At 31.9% G+C, this 23,706-nt stretch carries 14 protein-coding genes, 1 other RNA gene and 1 pseudogene; 9 read left to right on the top strand and 7 right to left on the bottom strand.

Going from position 1 to position 23,706, the window contains the following annotated elements:
- Nucleotides 1–2: 2 nt before the first annotated feature.
- Nucleotides 3–10,010 carry a DUF7507 domain-containing protein gene (locus AC0L4B_RS13235; protein ID WP_473437334.1) on the bottom strand — a complete coding sequence of 3,336 codons (10,008 nt, stop codon included), beginning with the start codon at nt 10,008–10,010 and terminating at the stop codon, nt 3–5.
- Nucleotides 10,011–10,542: 532 nt separating this feature from the next.
- Between AC0L4B_RS13235 and AC0L4B_RS13230 the strand changes: the two genes are divergently transcribed.
- The 4 genes from AC0L4B_RS13230 to AC0L4B_RS13215 all read left to right on the top strand — a co-directional run bounded on the left by AC0L4B_RS13230 (nt 10,543) and on the right by AC0L4B_RS13215 (nt 14,480).
- A complete protein-coding gene (locus AC0L4B_RS13230; RefSeq protein WP_473437333.1) occupies nt 10,543–10,842 on the top strand; it encodes a hypothetical protein in 300 nt (99 codons plus the stop codon).
- 41 nt (nt 10,843–10,883) lie between these two features.
- Entirely contained in the window at nt 10,884–12,944 is a 2,061-nt protein-coding gene (ppk1, locus tag AC0L4B_RS13225; protein ID WP_473437332.1) for a polyphosphate kinase 1, read from the top strand.
- Entirely contained in the window at nt 12,937–13,848 is a 912-nt protein-coding gene (locus AC0L4B_RS13220) for a Ppx/GppA phosphatase family protein (RefSeq protein ID WP_473437331.1), read from the top strand. The genes ppk1 and AC0L4B_RS13220 overlap by 8 nt, the downstream gene beginning before the upstream one ends.
- A 95-nt stretch (nt 13,849–13,943) precedes the next feature.
- Entirely contained in the window at nt 13,944–14,480 is a 537-nt protein-coding gene (locus tag AC0L4B_RS13215) for a porin family protein (protein ID WP_473437330.1), read from the top strand.
- A 74-nt stretch (nt 14,481–14,554) separates the two neighbouring features.
- On the opposite strand, the gene AC0L4B_RS13210 is transcribed toward AC0L4B_RS13215, so the two are convergent.
- From AC0L4B_RS13210 to dnaX, 3 genes are read right to left on the bottom strand one after another with little or no spacing between them, the layout of a single operon-like run.
- Entirely contained in the window at nt 14,555–15,136 is a 582-nt protein-coding gene (locus AC0L4B_RS13210; RefSeq protein ID WP_473437329.1) for a MiaE family protein, read from the bottom strand.
- A gap of 19 nt (nt 15,137–15,155) precedes the next feature.
- A complete protein-coding gene (locus tag AC0L4B_RS13205) occupies nt 15,156–15,689 on the bottom strand; it encodes a hypothetical protein (RefSeq protein ID WP_473437328.1) in 534 nt (177 codons plus the stop codon).
- 3 nt (nt 15,690–15,692) lie between these two features.
- Complete coding sequence (gene dnaX, locus AC0L4B_RS13200) at nt 15,693–17,417, bottom strand: DNA polymerase III subunit gamma/tau (RefSeq protein ID WP_473437327.1); 1,725 nt, start codon at nt 17,415–17,417, stop codon at nt 15,693–15,695.
- Nucleotides 17,418–17,608: 191 nt separating this feature from the next.
- On the opposite strand from dnaX, the gene rnpB reads away from it, so the two are divergent.
- Nucleotides 17,609–17,918: RNase P RNA component class A (gene rnpB, locus AC0L4B_RS13195), an RNA gene on the top strand.
- Nucleotides 17,919–17,953: 35 nt separating this feature from the next.
- Here rnpB and rsmD read toward each other — a convergent pair.
- From rsmD to AC0L4B_RS13180, 3 genes and pseudogenes are all read right to left on the bottom strand, one after another.
- Nucleotides 17,954–18,511, bottom strand: coding sequence for a 16S rRNA (guanine(966)-N(2))-methyltransferase RsmD (gene rsmD, locus AC0L4B_RS13190; protein WP_473437326.1), 558 nt, complete (start codon nt 18,509–18,511; stop codon nt 17,954–17,956).
- Nucleotides 18,511–19,331: pseudogene (locus tag AC0L4B_RS13185) on the bottom strand (DUF3822 family protein). Before AC0L4B_RS13185 ends, rsmD begins: the two are co-directional and overlap by 1 nt.
- On the bottom strand, nt 19,315–20,058 hold the full coding sequence (locus tag AC0L4B_RS13180; protein WP_473437325.1) for a hypothetical protein: 744 nt from the start codon (nt 20,056–20,058) through the stop codon (nt 19,315–19,317). The pseudogene AC0L4B_RS13185 and the gene AC0L4B_RS13180 overlap by 17 nt, the downstream one beginning before the upstream one ends.
- Nucleotides 20,059–20,178: 120 nt before the next feature.
- Here AC0L4B_RS13180 and AC0L4B_RS13175 point away from each other — a divergent pair, with 120 nt between their 5' ends.
- The 4 genes from AC0L4B_RS13175 to AC0L4B_RS13160 are packed head-to-tail and all read left to right on the top strand — an operon-like array spanning nt 20,179 to nt 23,689.
- A complete protein-coding gene (locus tag AC0L4B_RS13175; RefSeq protein WP_473437324.1) occupies nt 20,179–21,609 on the top strand; it encodes an ATP-dependent DNA helicase in 1,431 nt (476 codons plus the stop codon).
- A gap of 35 nt (nt 21,610–21,644) precedes the next feature.
- Entirely contained in the window at nt 21,645–22,373 is a 729-nt protein-coding gene (kdsB, locus tag AC0L4B_RS13170; protein WP_473437323.1) for a 3-deoxy-manno-octulosonate cytidylyltransferase, read from the top strand.
- The gene (locus AC0L4B_RS13165) at nt 22,364–23,071 is read left to right on the top strand and encodes an HAD family hydrolase (protein WP_473437322.1); all 708 of its coding nucleotides are present in this window, start codon (nt 22,364–22,366) and stop codon (nt 23,069–23,071) included. Before kdsB ends, AC0L4B_RS13165 begins: the two co-directional genes overlap by 10 nt.
- Complete coding sequence (locus tag AC0L4B_RS13160) at nt 23,072–23,689, top strand: CatA-like O-acetyltransferase (protein WP_473437321.1); 618 nt, start codon at nt 23,072–23,074, stop codon at nt 23,687–23,689.
- The last annotated feature ends 17 nt before the right edge of the window (nt 23,690–23,706 follow it).

The raw sequence follows: 23,706 nt of genomic DNA, 5'->3' as shown, positions 1-23,706 counted from the left end.
TTTTATTTAGTTCCTAAATAAAGAGGTCCTGCTAGGGTATCAATTCCACTATCTAATATGTTAACTACGTAGTAATATGTTCCGTTTGGTAGGCGTCCAGCTGATCCAACTGACCCACTTGGACTTTGTCCACTCCAATCGTTTTGGTAATCTGAAGATTTAAAAACAATATCCCCAAATCTATTAAAGATTTTAATATCGATGATATAACCACACTGCTCAAGCCCACCAACTACAAAAGTCTCGTTGTAATTATCTCCATTTGGTGTTACAGCCTTAGATATTTTTAAATCATCTTCACCACAGGGTAATACTATACAATCATCATTAATTGTCAATGTTAACTCGTAGGATGTTAAACAAGTGCCATTTGAAGTTGTATAAGTAAATACGTAATCTCCTAATTCTACTTCAAGTGGATCAAATATTCCATCAGTTATTTCTGTACCATCAGTTAGTACGTCCCATTCTATTGATGTATCAGCATCTACAGGTAAATATTCATATAAATCTATTAACCCATCTAAAGTACATCTTTCTTCATTTAGCGGAATCGTAAAGTTTTCTATTGAAACATTAGTAACATGAGTAATAATAGTATCATTACTACAATTATCTGTTGCAGTCCATGTCCAAACTAAATCATAGATTTCTTCATTTCCTGTAAACTCTGTTGTTTCGTTAAATACAACTGTGATATCTGTAGTAGAACAACCATCTTCAAATACTAATTCTGGTATTTCAGGAATAGTTGAACAAGTGACACTATTTGGTAAATCGATAGTAGATACTAATGAAGGGCCTGTTGTATCAATTATTGTTAGAGTTGCTGTAAGCGTACTAAAGTTTCCTGAAGTGTCTGTTAAAGTATATATCACATCAATTGCTCCGCTAAAACCACAAGTTGTTACAAAATTATCAAAATTAAAATCAGATGTAATTAATACGTTAGCATCACATGCATCTGTAACACAATTTTCAAGAGCAGAAAGGTTTGAATTGTTCCAAGTTTCAGCTAATGTTTCGTTATTATTTCCATCACATTCAATAGTTGTATCTAAGATTTCACAATCATTAGAAGCTGGAGCTGTAGTATCTTCAATCAATTCAGTCGTAATTTGATCTGTATCTGTAACAGTATTTCCGTTTAATATAGCTTCAGCTGAAACGGTTGCTGTATTGACTACTTCTGTAGCATCAATATCTAATTGTGTTATTAAATAAGTTGCTGTGTACAACCAAGTTTCGGTTGGAGCAAGATGACCATTGTTATCTAAATCTCCAGAAATATAAGTTATTGTGACAGCTGGAGTTGCATTTTCTAATAGAGGATCAGAAATGATTACATTTTCTAATGAAATTGAACCAGTATTAGTTATTGTAAAAGTGTAAGTGATGGTTTCATCTACTTCACTACATTCGTTTAAATTGTCATTATTGAAGACACCTGTTTTAACTATATTGACACCTATTGTAGAATCACAGAAGCTTACTTCTGTATTATCTTGATCAATGACATATATATCGTTATCAGTTACATTAGTATTATCTAAAACATCATTACCATTAACTGTTACTGTGTTAGTAATACTTCCAGAATCAACATCTGCTTGAGTAACTGTATAATTAGGAGCAGTATAAGTCCAAGTTTCAGTAGGCTGTAAGATATTATCATTGTTACTATCACCAGCAAGAGTAACATCAGCAGTAATATCACCACCAAGCAATGTATCGTTAATAGTAATAGTATCAATAGATACCGAACCAGTATTGGTAACGGTAAAAGTATAAGTAGCCTGACTATCAACCGCTAAACATGTATCACCATTAGTAATAGTAGCAGTTTTGACAACATTGATACCTATTGTAGGGTCACAGAAACTTACTTCTGTATTATCTTGATCAATGACATATGTATCGTTATCAGTTACATTAGTATTATCTAAAACATCATTACCATTAACTGTTACTGTGTTAGTAATACTTCCAGAATCAACATCTGCTTGAGTAACTGTATAATTAGGAGCAGTATAAGTCCAAGTTTCAGTAGGTTGTAAGATATTATCATTATTAGTATCACCAGCAAGAGTAACATCAGCAGTAATATCACCACCAAGCAATGTATCGTTAATAGTAATAGTATCAATAGATACTGAACCAGTATTGGTAACGGTAAAAGTATAAATAACCTGACTATCAATCGCTAAGCATGTATCACCATTTGCAATAGCAGCAGTTTTAACAACATTGATACCTGAAGAAGTACAAAGTGTAATTACTGTTGTATTATCAGTATCTACTGTAGTTCCTGATATATCAGATACAGTAATGTTATCAATATTCGTAGCTGAAACTGTCGCTTGATTTTCTACTAAACCAGAATCAATTTGAGTTTGATTTATTGGGTAATTTGCTGTATATATCCAAGTTTCATTTTGTTCTAAAATATTATTAGAGTTTTCATCACCTGAAACTAAAGTTATAATTGTATTCGGATTAGAATTTTCGAATAAAGGATCAGAAATAATAATGTTCTCTAAAGGAGTATTACCGTTGTTAGTGACTGTAAATGTATAGGTTATAGTTTCGTTTGAATTAGAACAATTATCTTGATTTTCATCATTATATACTCCTGTTTTAACGATGTTAATACATGAATTAGTTATTGTAACAGGTAAAGTTATGCTACAATTGTTAGCATCTGTTATGGTTACATTATAAGTATTAGCATCTAGGTTAGTTGCTGTTGGAGTACTTTGTGCTGAATTGTCATTCCATAAATACTCGTATGGTTCAGTACCACCTTCTACGGATATAGTAGCAGATCCGTTAGAGGAGCCACATATTGTATTTATTTGTGAATTCACACTAGCAGATAACACCGCATCCGGTTGAGTAATAGTCACAGATTGATCAAAGGAACATCCATTAGCATCTAAAACGGTAATGGTATAATTACCTTGCGTTAGATTACTAAACGTTCCATTATTTTGGTAAGTATTTCCACCATCAATAGAGTAAGAGTAAGGACTAATTCCCCCATTACCAACAATGGTTACTTGTCCATTATCACCATCAAAACAATCTACATTAGTTTGCGCATTAATAGTTGCATTAACGTTAGTATCAGGTTCTAGTATAGTAGCAGAATCAGTAGTAGTACAGCCTTTATCATCAGTAATAATAACGGTGTAAGTCCCAGCAGGTACATTAATTAAATCTTCCGTAGTAGAAGCATTAGCATCATCCCACAGGAAAGTATAGTTTCCATTTCCACCATTAACTGCTAAATCTAAAGCACCAGTTAGCTCACCTTTACAAAGTATGTTTGACACTGCAATAGCTGAACTTAGTTGATTAGGTTCATTAATAGTAATAGTTGTATTGGCAGTACACAGGGTTATTTGATCCGTAACAGTAATTGTGTAATCACCAGCAGGTAGATCACTAACAGCAGTTGTTGTATTAGTAATAGTATCCCAAGCATAAGTAAAGTTACCAGACCCACCAGTTACTGTAGCATTAATAGTTCCATTACTTTGTCCAAAACACACCGCAGGAGTAGAAGTACCAGTCACAGAGAGGTTATTACAAGAACCAGGATTAACAGTTACAGTAACCGTGTCAGTACATCCATTAGCATCAGTAACGGTTACGGTATAGTTTCCAGCACTAAGTCCAGTAATTTGATTCATATTTTGCCCATCAGGCGACCAAGAGTATTGGTAAGGTTGTACACCACCAGTAGCAGTAGCAGTAGCAGTTCCGTCACCAGTAGCAGGACCAGATTCATCAGTTGTAACAGCAGTTACATTAAGCGCATTACTAGGTTCTGTAATAGAGATAGTTTCTTCAACCGCTTGACAAACTGTTCCATCAATAGTCACACTAACAGAGTACACACCAGCAGTTTGATTTGATAAAGTACTAGAGGTTACTCCAGCATTTACTTGACCATTTGACCAAGTAAAAGTAAAGGTCGCATTAGGATTAGCATCAGAACTAGCCGATACAGTCGCAGCACCAGTACTTTCATTAGTACAAAGTACATTGGTTATAGTATCGATATTAATTTCTGCATCACAAGTGTTAACACATAGTATAACAATACTTTGTGTGATTTGACAGCCATTAGCATCAGTAATGGTAACAGCGTGAGTTCCTTCTGATAAATTATTAGCAGTAGCAGTCGTTTGGTTATTAGCAGAAGCACTCCACAGGTAAGTATATCCAGCAGTTCCACCAGACACAATAGCAGTAGCTTGTCCATCATTACAACCTTGAGCAGATGTAGCATCAATTTTAGTAATATTTAAACTAAGCGGAGTAGCCGGTTCAGAAATAGTATCACTTATCGTTGTTGTACAGCCATTAGCATCCGTAATGGTAACATTATAAGCACCAGCAATAACATTATTTAAGTCTTGAGTTGTAGTATTATTAGTATCGTTCCAGATATAAGAGTAAGGCGCAGTACCACCAGTTACAGAGATATCAATACTACCAGTCGCTTCGCTATTACATAATACATCGGTTATAGATACTATAGTAGCAGATAGCACCGCATCCGGTTGAGAGATAGTAACTGATTGATCAAAGGAACATCCATTAGCATCTAAAACGGTAATGGTATAATTACCTTGCGTTAGATTACTAAACGTTCCATTATTTTGGTAAGTATTTCCACCATCAATAGAGTAAGAGTAAGGACTAATTCCCCCATTACCAACAATGGTTACTTGTCCATTATCACCATCAAAACAATCTACATTAGTTTGCGCATTAATAGTTGCATTAACGTTAGTATCAGGTTCTAGTATAGTAGCAGAATCAGTAGTAGTACAGCCTTTATCATCAGTAATAATAACGGTGTAAGTCCCAGCAGGTACATTAATTAAATCTTCCGTAGTAGAAGCATTAGCATCATCCCACAGGAAAGTATAGTTTCCATTTCCACCATTAACTGCTAAATCTAAAGCACCAGTTAGCTCACCTTTACAAAGTATGTTTGACACTGCAATAGCTGAACTTAGTTGATTAGGTTCATTAATAGTAATAGTTGTATTGGCAGTACACAGGGTTATTTGATCCGTAACAGTAATTGTGTAATCACCAGCAGGTAGATCACTAACAGCAGTTGTTGTATTAGTAATAGTATCCCAAGCATAAGTAAAGTTACCAGACCCACCAGTTACTGTAGCATTAATAGTTCCATTACTTTGTCCAAAACACACCGCAGGAGTAGAAGTACCAGTCACAGAGAGGTTATTACAAGAACCAGGATTAACAGTTACAGTAACCGTGTCAGTACATCCATTAGCATCAGTAACGGTTACGGTATAGTTTCCAGCACTAAGTCCAGTAATTTGATTCATATTTTGCCCATCAGGCGACCAAGAGTATTGGTAAGGTTGTACACCACCAGTAGCAGTAGCAGTAGCAGTTCCGTCACCAGTAGCAGGACCAGATTCATCAGTTGTAACAGCAGTTACATTAAGCGCATTACTAGGTTCTGTAATAGAGATAGTTTCTTCAACCGCTTGACAAACTGTTCCATCAATAGTCACACTAACAGAGTACACACCAGCAGTTTGATTTGATAAAGTACTAGAGGTTACTCCAGCATTTACTTGACCATTTGACCAAGTAAAAGTAAAGGTCGCATTAGGATTAGCATCAGAACTAGCCGATACAGTCGCAGCACCAGTATTTTCATTAGTACAAAGTACATTGGTTATAGTATCAATATTAATTTCTGCATCACAAGTGTTAACACATAGTATAACAATACTTTGCGTGATTTGACAGCCATTGGCATCAGTAATGGTAACAGCGTGAGTTCCTTCAGGTAAATTATTAGCAGTAGCAGTTGTTTGGTTATTAGCAGAAGCACTCCACAGGTAAGTATATCCAGCAGTTCCACCAGACACAATAGCAGTAGCTTGTCCATCATTACAACCTTGAGCAGATGTAGCATCAATTTTAGTAATATTTAAACTAAGCGGAGTAGCCGGTTCAGAAATAGTATCACTTATCGTTGTTGTACAGCCATTAGCATCCGTAATGGTAACATTATAAGCACCAGCAATAACATTATTTAAGTCTTGAGTTGTAGTATTATTAGTATCGTTCCAGATATAAGAGTAAGGCGCAGTACCACCAGTTACAGAGATATCAATACTACCAGTCGCTTCGCTATTACATAATACATCGGTTATAGATACTATAGTAGCAGATAGCACCGCATCCGGTTGAGAGATAGTAACTGATTGATCAAAGGAACATCCATTAGCATCTAAAACGGTAATGGTATAATTACCCTGCGTTAGATTACTAAACGTTCCATTGTTTTGGTAAGTATTTCCAGCATCAATAGAGTAAGAGTAAGGACTAATTCCCCCATTACCAACAATGGTTATTTGTCCATTATCACCATCAAAACAATCTACGTTAGTTTGCGCATCAATAGTTGCGTTAACGTTAGTATCAGGTTCTAGTATAGTAGCAGAGTTAGTAGTGGTACAGCCTTTATCATCAGTAATAATAACGGTGTAAGTCCCAGCAGGCACATTAATTAAGTCTTCCGTAGTAGAAGCATTAGCGTCATCCCACAGGAAAGTATAGTTTCCATTTCCACCATTAACTGCTAAATCTAAAGCACCAGTTAGATTACCTTTACAAAGTATGTTTGAAACAGCAATAGCTGAACTTAGTTGATTAGGTTGATTAATAGTAATAGTTGTATTGGCAGTACATTGAGTTATTTGATCGGTAACAGTAATTGTGTAATCACCAGCAGGCAGATCACTAACAGCAGTTGTTGTATTAGTAATAGTATCCCAAGTATAAGTGAAGTTACCAGAGCCACCAGTTACTGTAGCATTAATAGTTCCATTACTTTGACCAAAACACACCGCAGGAGTAGAAGTACCAGTCACAGAGAGGTTATTACAAGAACCAGGATTAACAGTTACAGTAACCGTATCTGTACATCCATTAGCATCAGTAACGGTTACGGTATAGTTACCAGCACTAAGTCCAGTAATTTGATTCGTATTTTGCCCATCAGGCGACCAAGAGTATTGGTAAGGTTGTACACCACCAGTAGCAGTAGCAGTAGCAGTTCCGTCACCAGTTGCAGGACCAGATTCATCAGTTGTAACAGCAGTTACATTAAGCGCATTACTAGGTTCTGTAATAGAGATAGTTTCTTCAACCGCTTGACAAACTGTTCCGTCAATAGTCACACTAACAGAGTACACACCAGCAGTTTGATTATCTAAAGTACTAGAGGTTACACCGGTATTTACTTGACCATTTGACCAAGTAAAAGTAAAGGTCGCATTAGGATTAGCATCAGAGCTAGCCGATACAGTAGCAGCACCAGTACTTTCATTAGTACAAAGGACATTGGTTATAGTATCAATATTAATTTCAGCATCACAAGTGTTAACACATAGTATAACAATACTTTGCGTGATTTGACAGCCATTGGCATCAGTAATGGTAACAGCGTGAGTTCCTTCAGGTAAATTATTAGCAGTAGCAGTTGTTTGGTTATTAGCAGAAGCACTCCATAGGTAAGTATATCCAGCAGTTCCACCAGACACAATAGCAGTAGCTTGTCCATCATTACAACCTTGAGCAGATGTAGCATCCATTTTAGTAATATTTAAACTAAGCGGAGTAGCCGGTTCAGAAATAGTATCACTTAAAGTCGTTGTACATCCATTAGCATCCGTAATGGTAACATTATAAGCACCAGCAATAACATTATTTAAGTCTTGAGTTGTAGTATTATTAGTATCGTTCCAGATGTAAGAGTAAGGTGCAGTACCACCAGTTACAGAAATATCAATACTACCAGTAGCTTCGCTATTACATAATACATCGGTTATAGATACTATACTAGCTGATAGCACAGGTTGAGTCACTGTTATTGTTTGTGTATGACTTACTGTTAAGTCACATTCATCTGTTGCTATCCATGTTCTAGTTATGGTATAACTTCCGTCACAAATATTACCAGTTTCAGTTTCAGAAAAAGATACAACTGCCTCTCCGCAGTTATCTGTAGCTGTTACAGTAGTAACGTTTGGTATATTGTCACTAGTCACAGTTATGTCATTTGGTAGAGTACTATCAAAATTAGGAGGCGTAGTATCTTCAATGGTAATTATTTGTACATAATTTGAAATTGTACGACCACAGGAATCTGTAAAATTCCATGTATTTGTATAAGTACCAATGGTTGGACAATTTGAACTTGATACGAATGGACCAGAAGTTTTGATTATAGTAAGGCCTGAACAGGATGCTTGAGGAAATAAAGCTTGAGCAGAATTTAATGCATTTGTATCATTACATTCAATTGTTCGATCAAGATCATTTGCATTTGTAATCCAAGTGGCTTTTGCAGGAGCATTCACAGTAACAATAGTATTTAAGTTGTTACCAATATTGCATTCATCTACATCGTTAGAACTATTACTGACAAAATCTTTAATATTTAATTCTCCACTGTAATGAGCAACTAGGTTAGATTCTAAAATGTCTGAACAATTATTAGTTAAATAATAACATTGATCGTTTATTGTTGTTTGATACTGTAAATCTAAACTTTCGTTTGTGTCTAATAAACCATTATTTATACCAAAAGTCAAGACTCTTGTGTTGTTATCATAACTATAACTTATACCAGAAGCTAAACCTATAATTGGTAATGTTAATTCAGAACCTAAAGGAATAACTGTACTTAAAGAAACATTATTAGCATTATCATTACCTATGTTGGATACATTAGCTGAATAAGTAACTGTTTGAGCAGTGTTACTAGGAGTAATATTAGATGGTGATGCAGTAAAAATAGTTTGTATAATAGGTTCGTAAACTTCAACCGAAAATCCCAAAGCAAAAAGGCCATAAGTTTCTTGATTAGAGGTTAATCTAAAAGTTGCAGAAGTTTGATTATTGTCAAGTATATTATTTCCATTATTACTTAAAGAAAACACAGCAGCATCAAAACCTAGAGTATTTAAACTTGCAGGATTTCTATCTGTAAAATTATTGTTATCTACAGTTATTCTACTATTAAAGAAATTGAAAGTATTTCTTTGTGGAGCATCAATATCCACAAAGTTATTTGATGTATTTCGTATTTGTAATCTATCACCAGATAAAGATCTGTCTCCTTCTAAAGCACCAATTACAATATCTGCTTTAACGCTTCCGTTAGGTACTGTTTGAAAACCAGAGACATCAATATTAAAGTTGTTTTGAGAGCTTGTTACATTAGCATAACCATCAAAAAGTGTAATGTTTCTAGTTTTTAAATTTTCACTTTTATATACCATTATAATCTGCCAACCTCCAGAAGTACCAGTGTTTGTATTTTCATGAGAAATTAAAAAGCCGGTTTTAGCCTCAACATTAGCTACTTGAAATTTACCAAATGGATTGCTTAAATTATTTACATTGTTTGTAATATCTTTAACACAAACGTATGGGTCATTGTTAATAAGCGGGTTTTCATCTCGACCTCTATAAATGACATCATCAGCAGTTATAGTTGTATAACTAGTTTGGCCAGGTAACATTAATTTTACATCATTGTAATTCCAGTTTGGTTGGTTGTCAGTTTGGGTTCCATTAGGTGTATCAGTACCTCTGTCTGCAGCTGCCCAATATAATAGTACTTTTTCAATTTGAAGACATGGATCATTTGGTCTTGGGTTAGAAAGGTTTGCACTACTAGAATTAAATGTTGTATTATCGTTATCTATATCAACATATACATTATTGGTAAAAGTATGATTATCTCCATTACCATTGTAATTATTAGTAGCTGTTCTTGACAGCATATTGTTAGCAATAATTGTTACATCACCTGTTAAAGTAGAGTTATAACGAGGTGCAAATTCTTTTTTGACCTGTGCTTTAATAGAAAAGCTAGCAAAAAGAGGTACTATAAATAGTAATTGCTTAATAAAATTTAGTTTAATTTTTTTCAAAACTTTTTTTATTGTAAATTTTAAGCATTGAAGGACAAAACTGGTTTATTTTGTATAAACTAGTAAGATAATTGTTTACTACCCTCATAATATAAATATTATTGCGTTAAAATATATTTTTAATTTTTTGCTAAAAAACTTTACAAAATTGGGGAGAATTACCACAAGTGCTAATTGTAGTTTATTGTTATTTTTTAGATTTTAGGGATGAAATCAATTAATAGCACAACAAATGAAGTATGAAAATTGCTCTAAATCAAATAAATATGTTATAGCACCCAAAAACACGTTAAAATGTATTGTGAAAAAACTTTATCGATAAAAAATGATTTTAAACGACCGTTATGAGTAAAAAGATACAATTTATCAGGCACGCTAAATCGTCATGGAAATATGATGTTTCTGATCATGAACGACCTTTAAAAAAAGAGGGGTAAATGACGTAATATTAATATGTAAACATTTAAAAACTAAAATTTTAAAACCAGAAGCTATTTTTTCTAGTTCAGCCAATCGGGCAAAAACTACAGCAATGTTGTTCGTCGATAATTTGAAGTTAAATTCGGTAAAAATTGAGTACAAAAGCCAACTTTATGACTTTTCTGGAGACTCTGTTTTAAGTTTTTTAAAATCTTGTGACAATTCAATTAATACTATAATGTTATTTGGTCATAATTATGCGCTAACCAATTTGTGTAACTCTTTAGGAAATATAAGTATTGACAATGTAACAACCTCAGGATTTGTAGAAATAGAATTTGAACAATCGTCATGGAAAGACATAAAAAACGGAAACACAACCAAAATTGTATTCCCAAAACATTTAAAATAGCCAATCTATTTAGATATATTTGTAGTAAAACCTGCAAGTAAATGACGGATCATATTTTAGACAAAAAGTATATAAATAGAGAGTTAAGTTGGTTACAGTTTAATCATCGTGTTTTGCAAGAAGCAGCAGATGAGACTGTTCCGTTAATTGAGAGACTTCGTTTTTTAGGAATATTTTCTAATAATTTAGATGAGTTTTTTAAAGTTAGATATGCTACTGTTAAGCGTATTGATTATGCAGGTAAAGCAGGTAAAAGTCAATTGGGAGGTATAAAAGCTTCAGAATTATTAGAGATTATTACCAATATTGTTATCAAGCATCAAACCGAAAGTCTAAAGATTTTGAATGACATTCAAAAAAAATTAGAAGCCGAAAATATTTTCATTCTAAGAGAAAATAAAGTAACAAAAAAACAAAAAGAATATCTTAGAAAATATTTTCTTGATAAAGTCAGTCCAGCACTTGTAACTATAGTTTTAAATTCTGAAATTAAATTACCTAATCTTAAGGACAGTGCAGCTTACCTTGCTGTTAATATGCATATGGAAGGCCAAAATAACCAATATGCTTTGATAGAAATATCAAAAAATATGGATCGTTTTATTGTTTTACCAAAAGATGGTGATACAGATAATATTATTATGTTAGACGATTTGTTAAGGCTATTTTTAGATGATATTTTTAATATTTTTGATTACACTAAAATTACTGCACATATGATAAAAATCACTCGTGATGCCGAGTTGGATTTAGACAGTGATTTGACTAAAAGTTTCATGGAAAAAATTAGTGATAGTGTAAAAGATAGACAAGAAGGCGAGCCAGTACGATTTGTTTATGATAAAACTATAGATAAGTCAACACTAGCTTTTTTAATGGACAAAATGGGAATTGATAATACAGATAGTATAATTCCTGGTGGAAGATATCATAATCGTAGAGATTATATGGATTTCCCTAGTTTAGGACGTACAGATTTGTTGTACGATAAGATTGTCCCATTGCCTATTAAAGGACTAAGTTTAGAAGGTAGTATTTTTGAAGCTATAGCACAAAAAGACTATTTGCAATACGCACCTTATCATACGTTTTCTTACATTGTAAAGTTTTTACGTGAGGCAGCTTTAGACCCTAAAGTTAAAACCATAAAAATCACAATTTATAGATTAGCACAAATATCTCACGTTGCTAGCTCTTTAATTAATGCAGCTAAAAACGGAAAAAAAGTTATTGTTTCTATGGAGATACAAGCGCGTTTTGATGAAGAAGCAAATATCGCTTACGCGGAACAAATGCAGCGTGAAGGCATACAGTTAATTTTTGGAGTACAAGGCTTAAAAGTACACAGTAAAATGTGTATGATTGAAAGAGAAGAAGGTAAAAAAATGAAGCGTTATGGTTTTATTAGTACAGGAAACTTCAACGAATCTACCGCAAAAATATACACAGATTATACTTTATTTACAGCTAATCAAAAAATATTAAAAGACGTCAATAAAGTTTTTAACTTTTTTGAAGTAAATTATAAAGTACATCGTTTTAAGCACATAATAACATCACCTCATTATACTAAAAACAAGCTTTTTCAATTAATAGATAAAGAAATTAGTAATGTAAAAGAGGGTAAACCTGCTTATATAAAACTTAAAATGAATAGTATATCTAGCTATCAAATGGTAGATAAACTATATGAAGCAAGTCAAGCAGGAGTTAAAATACAAATGATTGTTAGAGGTATTTGTTGTTTAGTACCAGGAGTTAAAGGTATTAGCGAAAATATTGAAGTTATCAGTATTGTCGATAAGTTTTTAGAACACACAAGACTATATGTGTTTTGTAATAACGACGATCCAAAAGTGTATATCTCATCTGCAGATTGGATGACAAGAAATATAGAAAATAGAGTAGAAGTAAGCTGTCCAATATATGATCAAGAAATTAAAGAAGAATTAATTCATACGTTTCATATTTGTTGGAATGATAATGTTAAAGCTAGAATTTTAAATAAAGCACAAAACAACATTTACAAAAAAAATGAGGCACCTAAACTAAGGTCTCAATTTGAAGCTTATAATTACTTAAAAAATAAATTAGATGCTTAAAATTCAAAAATTTGCAGCAATAGATATAGGTTCAAACGCAGTAAGATTGTTAATATCTAATATTGTAGAAGAAAAAAACAAGCCTACACGATTTAAAAAAAGCTCGTTAGTTAGGGTTCCAGTGCGACTTGGTGCAGATGTATTTATTAAAGAAGAAATTTCAGAAAACAACATCATGCGTATGTTGGATACAATGCAAGCCTTTAAATTATTAATGCAAACACATGGTGTTGTAAAATATAAGGCTTGTGCGACATCAGCAATGCGTGAGGCTAATAATGGTAAAGACTTAGCTAAGTTAATCAAGAAAAAAACAGGACTTCAAATTGATATTATTGAAGGAGAAGAAGAAGCAGCAATTATAGCAGCAACAGATTTACAATCTTATATAGATCCAAATAAAATTTATCTTTATGTTGATGTAGGAGGAGGAAGTGCAGAATTTTCTGTAATAGACAAAGGGATAAAAACAGCGTCCAAATCTTTTAAAATAGGTACCGTTCGTCTATTAAACGACATGGTCAAAAAGGATGCTTGGTTAGAATTAGAGCAATGGATAAAAACAAAAACTTCAAAACACGACAAAATTCAAGTTATTGGTTCTGGAGGAAACATTAATAAAATATTTAAAGTTTCAGGTAAAGCAATGGGTAAACCGTTATCGTATTTTTACTTAACTTCATACTATAACATGCTTCAAACGTACTCATATGAGGAGCGTATCTCTATATTAGATTTAAATCAAGATAGAGCAGATGTTATTATTCCTGCAACACGTATATATTTATCCGCAATGAAATGGTGTGGAGCAAAAGATATTTTTGTTCCAAAAATTGGTTTATCAGACGGAATAATTAAAAGTATGTATAATGACACAGTTTCTAGTCATACAAAGTTAAAATAATACACTTTATCTATTTAATAGCTGGTTTTTGTCAAAAAAAATTATATTTACACTTATAACTATTTCAAAAAACTAACCAATTTAACTTATTTCATATGAAAAAAACTATTATACTTTTTACGTTCATGCTAGCCTCTTTTTATGGCTTTTCTCAAGATGCTTTATATGGTGTTAGAGCAGGATATACAATCTCTAATCTAGATTTTGATCCAGAAGTACCAGCAGGTATTGAAAATGCACACAGAAATGGTTTTTTTATTGGTTTTTTTGGTGAATATAGTATATCTAAAACCTTTTCTTTTGCTCCAGAAATTCAGTTTTCTGCAGAAGGTGCTAAAGAGCAAAATTTGAGAATTAACTACATTCAAATGCCTTTATTTTTCAAATTTAAAATAGATGAGAGTTTATCTATAGGTGTAGGACCACAAGCTAGTTTAAAAGGACATTCTTATGAGGATGGATTTAAAAACTTTGGATTTTCTGCTTTAGGTGGTTTAGAATATTTAATTACGGACGAAGTTTTTATTGACTTCAGATATTCTTATGGTTTAACTAACGTTTTTGATGACAATGATATTGATTTAGAAGCTAAAAATACTAACATGCAAATAGGTGTTGGATTAAAGTTTTAATCTAACTAACATTATAAAACATAAAAAAGCCAACTATAATTTATAGTTGGCTTTTTTAGTTTAACAGGTTTTAGTTAACCATGTATTGTTTCTGTTTTACTAAGGTTTTTCATTATATCTGCTTCGTAGTCAAGTAAATCATTCCATTTTTGATCTACTTCTTTACGGTCACCATATTGTCTTGCAAACCCTAAAAACATAGTATAATGGTTAGCTTCACTAACCATTAGTTTTCGGTAAAATTCAGCTAAAGATTTATCTTCTAACTGCTCAGATAATAATCTAAAGCGCTCACAGCTTCTTGCTTCAATTAACGCAGCATACAGTAGTCTGTGTACTAATTGAGTAGTTCTGCTTCCTCCTTTAGGAAAAAACTTTAAGAGTTGTATCACATAATCATCCTTACGATCACGACCTAAAACCCAACCGTTTTTTAAGATTAAATCATGTACCATTTTAAAGTGGCTAATCTCTTCTTTAACTAAGGCTACCATTTCTTGAACTAAGTCAGTGTATTCAGGAAAACTCACAATTAATGATATTGCTGTACTTGTTGCCTTTTGTTCACAGTAAGCATGATCTGTCAAAATATCTTCAATATTTTTTTCTACTATATTCACCCAACGTGGATCTGTTGGTAGTTTAAGTCCAAGCATATTTATTGTTTTTAGATATTTATATTTTAGTAATTAAATAATCACCTTTTGGATCAATAGCAATATTATAAACAGGGCAATTTACTGTTCTTGGTATACATGCTGATGCTACAAGATGCAATGTATTGGTGTTTAAGGATTTTATTTCGTCAATATAGACTTGATTTAATACATAATCTGTGTTAGATAGCGATAGAAATGCATCATCTAATACATGCTTAAAAATTTGCTTATTATTTTTATAAACTTCAACTTCTGTTATTACTTCTCTAAAATAATGTTTATTATTAGTAGTTGACGTTTTAAATGACTGTAAAACATTGTTTTTCATGTCAGAATAGTTTTTTATTTTGACAGTAAAACCATTGCTTAAAATGGTATCATTAGTAAACTCAGTGTATGCTTCAGGAAAGTACTTAACATTTTCTGTAAATGATAGTAGCAATTCTTTTGCAGCAACTTTATTTACAGGTTGTTTTTTTAAACGATAACGTCCATCACAACTGAATAATGTGATAATTATAACAATAATTATAAAGGAGTACTTAGTCATAATTTATACGTCTAAATCAAAAGTTTTTCTTAGTAATTCTAAATTAGGATTTTTTTCTTTTAATTTTTCATATTTTTCAACAGGTGTGTAAGCATATTTTGTCTCTAACTGTTCATCAACAGTAATATCCAAAACTATATCATAGTTTTTAAGATGTTTACGTAAATAAGTCATTAAATCAAAAGACTGTCGTTCAACCTCCACTTTGTTGGTGGAATTAGGAAAAGTCAACTCAATTGATACACCATCTGCTGCCAATGTAGGTTTGTCAATAGATAATATAGATGCTAAATTAAACTTTCCTTCTTTCTCAATTTTTGACACAAAAGTATTCCAAACTTCAGTTAAGTCATCTTGATGAAACGGTTCTCTTGGTAAGTTTTCTTCATCAACAACAACTTCTAATTGTTTAATTTGATGTTCTTTTTTTGCTCTTATACTTTTTAGCGATAAGCCAGATGTTCTTTTTTTATTAGTTGCAATACCATTTTCTAAAACAATTTTTGGTTTAGATGGAGTAGTAGGTTTTACTGCTTCCGCAGAAACTTTTGCAGTTGTATTTGTGTTACTTACTGTGGCTTCAACTTTTGGTTTAGTAACCTTAACAGGAGTTATTCCTATTTTTTTGAAATATGAAGGCGGAATTATGAACCGACTGCTATTTTTTTCTCCATCAAAAGTGATAGAGGCTAATTGCATTAGGGTAAGTTCAACTAGGAGTCGCTGATTTTTACTGCTTTTATATTTCAAATCACACTCATTAGCCAAGTTAATTCCTTTAATTAAAAAGTCTTGACTTGCTTTTTGAGATTGTTCTAAATATTTAGCTTTAGTGTCTTCACCAACTTCAAGTAACTCTATAGTTACTGGGTTTTTACAAACTAATAAGTCTCTAAAATGAGACGCTAAACCTGCAATATAATGGTGACCATCAAATCCCTTTGATAAGGTTTTATTAAACTGAATTAATAATTCAGGTATTTTATTTTCTAGGATGTAGTCAGTGCTTTCAAAGTAAGTTTCGTAATCTAAAACATTTAAATTTTCAGTAACAGACTGTCTTGTTAGTTCTTTACCAGAAAAACTAACGACACGATCAAATATAGACAATGCATCACGCATGGCTCCATCTGCTTTCTGAGCAATAATATGTAAAGCATCATCTTCAGCATTTATGCCTTGTTCTGTTGCTATGTATTTCAAATAATTTTTAGCGTCTTTGACAGTAATTCGTTTAAAGTCAAAAATTTGACAACGCGATAATATGGTTGGTATTATCTTATGTTTTTCTGTGGTTGCTAAAATAAAAATACAGTGTTTTGGTGGTTCTTCTAAAGTCTTTAAAAAAGCATTAAAAGCGGATTGAGATAACATGTGTACCTCGTCAATAATATAGACTTTGTATTTACCAACTTGAGGCGGAATACGAACTTGGTCTGTTAGATTTCTGATATCATCAACCGAGTTGTTTGAGGCAGCATCTAATTCAAAAATATTAAATGCAAAATCTTCGTCTTCAGACTCAGTGCCATCACTATTTATCATTTTAGCTAAAATACGTGCACAACTAGTTTTACCAACACCACGTGGTCCTGTAAATAGTAAGGCTTGAGCTAAATGATTGTTTTCAATAGCATTTAGTAAGGTATTTGTAATAGCAGATTGCCCAACAACGTCCTTAAAGGTTTGCGGTCTATATTTTCTGGCAGATACTACAAAGTGTTCCAAATTATATCGAATTTTTAAACATCAGATTGATGTGATAATAGTGAATAACAAATTTAAAAAATACCCATTAAACAAAGAAACCTTATCCTTGATTTTATGGATAGTTATTAACAAAACTGTAGTTAATGGATTTGTTGAAACTATTTAAAGTTTATTGTATACCAAATGTATTGTTTGTTGTAATTTTGTATTTAGTAAATCGCCTTATCGCTTTAAATTTAGTTTAAAGAGGAAAGTCCGGACACCATAGTGTAATCATAGTGGTTAACAGCCATCCACCGAAAGGTGAGGAAAAGTGCAACAGAAAGTATGTACAGGTCATGCTGTAGTGAAACCAGGTAAACTCTATGAGGTGCAATACCATGTATACTAACGTTTGAGCGTACACGCGCGATTGTTAGAGGGTAGGTAGCTAAAGCGTGTTGGTAACAGCAAGCTCAGATAAATGATAAGGGCTCTTTGTTAAGAGTACAAAATCCGGCTTATAGATTTGCTTAACTATAAAAAAACCATCTATTTCTAGATGGTTTTTTGTTTTATTCTTCTTCGTCTTTAGTTGTGTTTTCAAAAAAACTAAAGACGTTTCCACCATAACTTTTAGAGTGTGTATAGTTTTGTAATTGTGATAAATCTGTGTGTTTAGAATGTTCTACAATTAATAAACCTTCAGTTTCTAATAAATTATTTTTAAAAACTAAAGTAGGAATCTTTGCAAATTCTTCAACAGGAAAATCATAAGGTGGATCTGCAAATATGATAGTATGTTGTTGTTTGCTTTTTTCTAGAAACTTAAAAACATCGCTTTTTATGGTTTGTATATCCATTTCAAAACTAGTAGCAGTTTCGTTTATAAATTTGATGCAACCATAATCTTGATCTACACATAAAATTTGTTCTGTACCTCTAGAAGCAAACTCATAGCTTATGTTTCCTGTACCAGCAAATAGGTCTAATACCGAAATATCATCAAAATAAAACTGGTTATTTAAAATGTTAAATAAGGCTTCCTTTGCCATATCTGTTGTTGGACGTACTGGTAGCTTTTTTGGAGCTGTTATCCTTCTTCCTTTAAATTGTCCTGATACGATGCGCATTATAAGCTTTTTAGTAATGTAAAATGTAAGTGGTTCTCTTTTGGTTTTTCGGTAAAATCTAAATTGTCATTTCTATTTCCAAAAGACACATGTCTAATGTATTTATATGAAATTTGATAGATAGGATCTTCCTCTGTAACACTTCCTAAAAACACCACGTTTATAGTTTCTGGATTTAGTTTTAATTGCTCCAGAGTAAATATTAAGTAATAGATAAAATCTTCCTTTGTATGATACTCAAAGGTATTATATAACAAAAGTTTTCCTTTTTGTATTGCTATAATTTGAAAATTAGAACTAGAAATATTAACGTATACCTTAGCTTGGTCATTATGTTTTTCTAAAATTAATAGTTTTTCTATTAATATAGTAGAGAAGTGGTTGTAAGTAAATGTACCAAATTGATCAAATATAAAATTGTTTACATTGGTAAAAGGGACATAAACATTAACGCTGTCGTTACTAATTATAGTATCAAATGTGATGAAGTCTGTCTTTAAAATTTTGGTGTTAAATTTTAAATAATCAGCTAAAGCGTCTTCTTTAAATAATGGTTTAGGTACTAATGTTGCCCAATCATTAACATGAATAATATTGATATTATCAAACTTGATTTTTAATAACGCTTCTGTGCTAAAAAGGTTTTTAACAGCTTCTAATAACTCTGTAGGTGTTTTTTTATTTTAAAGTCCTGAGACTTTAAATGTAGGACAGTATTATTGTCTTTTTTTAAAACACAAAAAGAAAGTCCACTCAAACTAATTTGAATGGACAATTCTAAGTTGCTTGAATTATGTGTTGTATTACTCGTTAACGCCATAAGTTTTAGGCCAGTTTCCAAGTGTTTTAAAATCACTCATAGATCCTACACGTAAAGCATCACCATTAACACCTTCAACAGATATTACTTGGTTTTCTTTAAGTCTTAAGTTTTTGTCTTGATCGTATAAAATATCATCTTTTTTAACATATGCTTCAAAAACAGGAATTTCATTTCCGTTTTCATCTTCTAACATACCAGCATCCATTGTAAATTTAGTACCTTCTTTTGCAAGTGGTACATTCATCATGGTTTTGTATCGGTCTGTATTTTTAAATAATCTGTCTTTTACTGGCTCATAACCAATAGTGTCTACAATTACAATCTCTTTGTAAGATGTTACACCACCATAAGCTTTAGTTCTTTCTTCATCAACAACGCTTGTGTCTCTTCTTTCCACTAATGTAAATTTACCGTTTTCGATAAATCTAATTAATTCGTCATAACTTTTAGTAAATTTTCCAGTAACAGTTCTATGCGCTAATTGTGCATCTCTAATATCTATTAAACGCTCAATAGCTGCAGCGTAACGTTTTTCTTTAAGTTTATTAAATTCAATTTCGCCATAAACAGAATTAAATGTGATATAACCTAAAAAGATTATAAGTGCCCAAAGCGCTATTGTTAAAAAAGGTTTTGCTTTAGTTGGGATAAATTTGTCAATAAGCCAAACAATCAAAATTGTTAGTAAAATTGCTCCAAGTACAATAAGTGCTAATTTTATCATAGTATTTTATTAAATTTAATTAAGGTCAGTGACAAATCTACAATTTTTTTATTCGTTAAAACCATTGTTGGTAAAAATGATTTATATATTTGATAAAAAGTTTACAATCTACACAATTTAATGACTAGTTCTCAATTTTATTCCCTTATAAAACAGCATTTTCCGTTTAATCCAACCACAAAACAAGATATTTTACTTTTACAACTTTCTGAATTTATTTTAAATGATAAAGAAAATGGAGTGTTTTTGTTAAAAGGTTACGCTGGTACTGGTAAAACCACCATTATTGGTACAATTGTAGCAAATTTATGGAAGATTAAAAAAAGTGCAGTATTGATGGCTCCAACAGGTCGAGCAGCTAAAGTAATCTCTAATTATTCTAAAAAAGAAGCGTTTACTATCCATAAAAAAATATATTTTCCTAAAAAGGAAAGAGGAGGAGGTGTAAAGTTTGTTTTGCAACCCAATAAACATAAAAACACCATTTTTATTGTTGATGAAGCTTCTATGATTCCGGATTCACCAAGCGATTCTAAATTGTTTGAAAACGGATCTTTGTTGGATGACTTGATGCAATATGTTTATCAAGGACATAAGTGTAAACTGCTTTTAATTGGTGACACTGCTCAGTTGCCTCCAGTTAAATTAGATATTAGTCCAGCTTTAGATGTTAATACGCTTAGTTTAAGCTATAATAAGTCAGTGACTAAAATGGAACTTGATGAAGTTGTACGTCAAGGTGAAGATTCTGGTATCTTAGAAAACGCTACTATTTTAAGAGAAACAATTTCTGATGGTTTTTATGACAGCTTTAAATTTAATTTAAAAACTTTTAAAGATATAGTTAGATTAGTCGATGGATATGAAATTATGGATGCTATAAATGATTCTTACAGTAGTTTAGGTCATGAAGAAACCAGTATTATAGTTAGAAGTAATAAGCGTGCAAACCTATATAATCAACAAATACGTAGTCGTATTTTATTTAATGAAAACGAACTATCTGCAGGTGATTACCTAATGGTTGTTAAAAATAACTACTTTTGGATTAAGCCAACAACCGAAGCTGGTTTTATTGCAAATGGCGATATTATTGAAGTTTTAGAAATCTTTAGTATTAAAGAACTATACGGCTTCAGGTTTGCAGAAGTCAAAGTACGCATGGTTGATTACCCTAAAATGCAACCATTTGAAACTGTTTTAATGTTAGATACCATTGAAGCTGAAACACCATCATTACCTTATGAAGAGTCTAACCGATTGTATCAAGAAGTTCAAAAGGATTATGAGGATGAGACTAGTAACTATAAAAAATTCTTAAAAATAAAAGGGAATAACTACTTTAACGCACTTCAAGTCAAATTTAGTTATGCTATAACGTGTCATAAATCACAAGGTGGCCAATGGAATACGGTTTTTATAGAGCAACCTTACCTGCCTAACGGAATAGATAAAGATTACCTTAGGTGGCTATACACTGCAATTACTCGTGCAAAAGAAAAACTATATTTAATTGGTTTTAAAGACGAATTTTTTGAAGAAGACCACTAAAATACCTTATTTTTATACTCTAATTTAAAACTTAGATGAAAATAATAGCAATGATTCCTGCACGATATAGTGCATCTCGTTTTCCTGGTAAATTAATGAAAGATTTAGGAGGAAAACCTGTCATTACACGTACTTATCAAGCAACAGTAGACACTAAACTATTTGATGATGTGATTGTTGTAACAGATAGCGATATAATTTATGACGAAATCAATAAAATTGGTGGTCATGTTTTAATGAGTAAAAAAGAACACGAATGTGGTAGCGATCGTATTGCCGAAGCAGTTCAAGATTTAGATATAGATATAGTTATTAATGTACAAGGTGATGAGCCATTTACTGATGCAGAGTCTTTAAAAAAACTAATTCAGGTTTTTAAAGAAGATAAAGATCAAAAAGTAGATTTAGCATCATTAATGGTAAATATTTCTAACTGGGAAGAAATTAAAAATCCAAATACAGTTAAGGTCATTGTAGATCAGCAAGATTTTGCGTTATATTTTTCAAGAAGCCCAATACCTTATCCAAGGGATGAAAGTGTTGCTGTAAAATACTATAAACACAAAGGTGTCTATGCTTTTAGAAAACAAGCCATACTTGATTTTTACAAGCTACCAATGCTAACACTAGAAGCTTCAGAAAAAATTGAATGTATTAGATATTTAGAATACGGTAAACGTATTAAAATGGTTGAAACTGATATCGAAGGAGTAGAAATCGACACACCCGAAGATTTAGAACGCGCAAAAAAACTATGGAAGTAGATTACAGTCATATTAAAGTCGTTGGTTTTGATGCTGATGATACACTTTGGGTAAACGAAACTTATTTTAGAAACGCTGAGCAAGAATTTGCCAAACTTTTAAGTCAGTTTGAAACCGAAAATAAAATAGACCAAGAATTATTTAAAATGGAAATTAAAAATCTTCCAGTATATGGTTATGGTGTAAAAGGTTTTGTGTTATCTATGGTAGAAATGGCTTTAGAGCTATCAAACCATACGGTTTCAAATGCAACTATAGCTAAAATTTTAGATATAGGTAAAAGCATGATTAATGAAAAGGTAGAGTTATTAGATGGAGTAGAGGGTGTACTTAAACAGTTATCTAAAAAATATAAGTTAATTGTTGCTACTAAAGGCGATTTATTGGATCAAGAACGTAAACTTGAAAAGTCAGGATTGTTAGATTATTTTCATCATATCGAAGTTTTAAGTGATAAAAAAGAAGCTAATTATTCTAAATTATTAAACCATCTAGATATTAAACCTTCGGAATTTTTAATGATAGGTAACTCTTTAAAATCTGATGTTTTACCACTTGTTAATTTAAAAGCCAGTGCCATACATGTTCCGTTTCACACGACTTGGTTACATGAGCAAGTTGATGTTAATACCAATGATTCAAAACAATATCAAACTCTAAAAAGTCTAAAAGACTTACCCAAATTATTAAAATTATAATTGAAAACTTTAGATATAAACACCTGGAACAGAAAACAGCATTTTGAGCATTTTTCAAAATTGAAGGATCCTTATTTTGGAGTAACAATTCCTATTAATGTAACCAAAGCTCATGCTTATGCTAAAGTTAATAAAGTAAGCTTTTTTGGTGTTTATCTTCATGCTTGTATGACTGCTATAAATGCAGTAGAAAATTTAAAATATAGAATAGTAGATGATGCTATTCAAATTTGTGATACTATTCATGCTTCGGCTACAATTTTGAGAAGTGATAAAACTTTTGGTTTTTCATTTATAAATTATCATAAAGACTTAAATGTGTTTTTATCTAATTTATCTGCTGAAAAACGAAGAATTGAAAACTCACAGGACCTGTTTCCACCAGTAAATGCTAATAATTGCATACATTGCTCTGCATTACCATGGGTAAATTTTTCTGGGCATAAAGAACCAAGTTCAGGAGCAGTAGAATCCGTTCCTAAATTAGCATTTAGTAAAGCAATTAAAGATAATGACAAATTAATTATGAATGTAGCAATTAGTGTTAATCACGCGTTAGTGGATGGTTACCATGTTAGTTTATTTTCAGAATTATTTCAAGAACAATTAAATAAGTAATAAATTTACAAATAAAG

This window comes from Olleya sp. NP1-10, from assembly GCF_055804415.1.
Note: the sequence above shows the minus strand (reverse complement) of the source record. Positions and strands in the feature narration are given on the sequence as shown.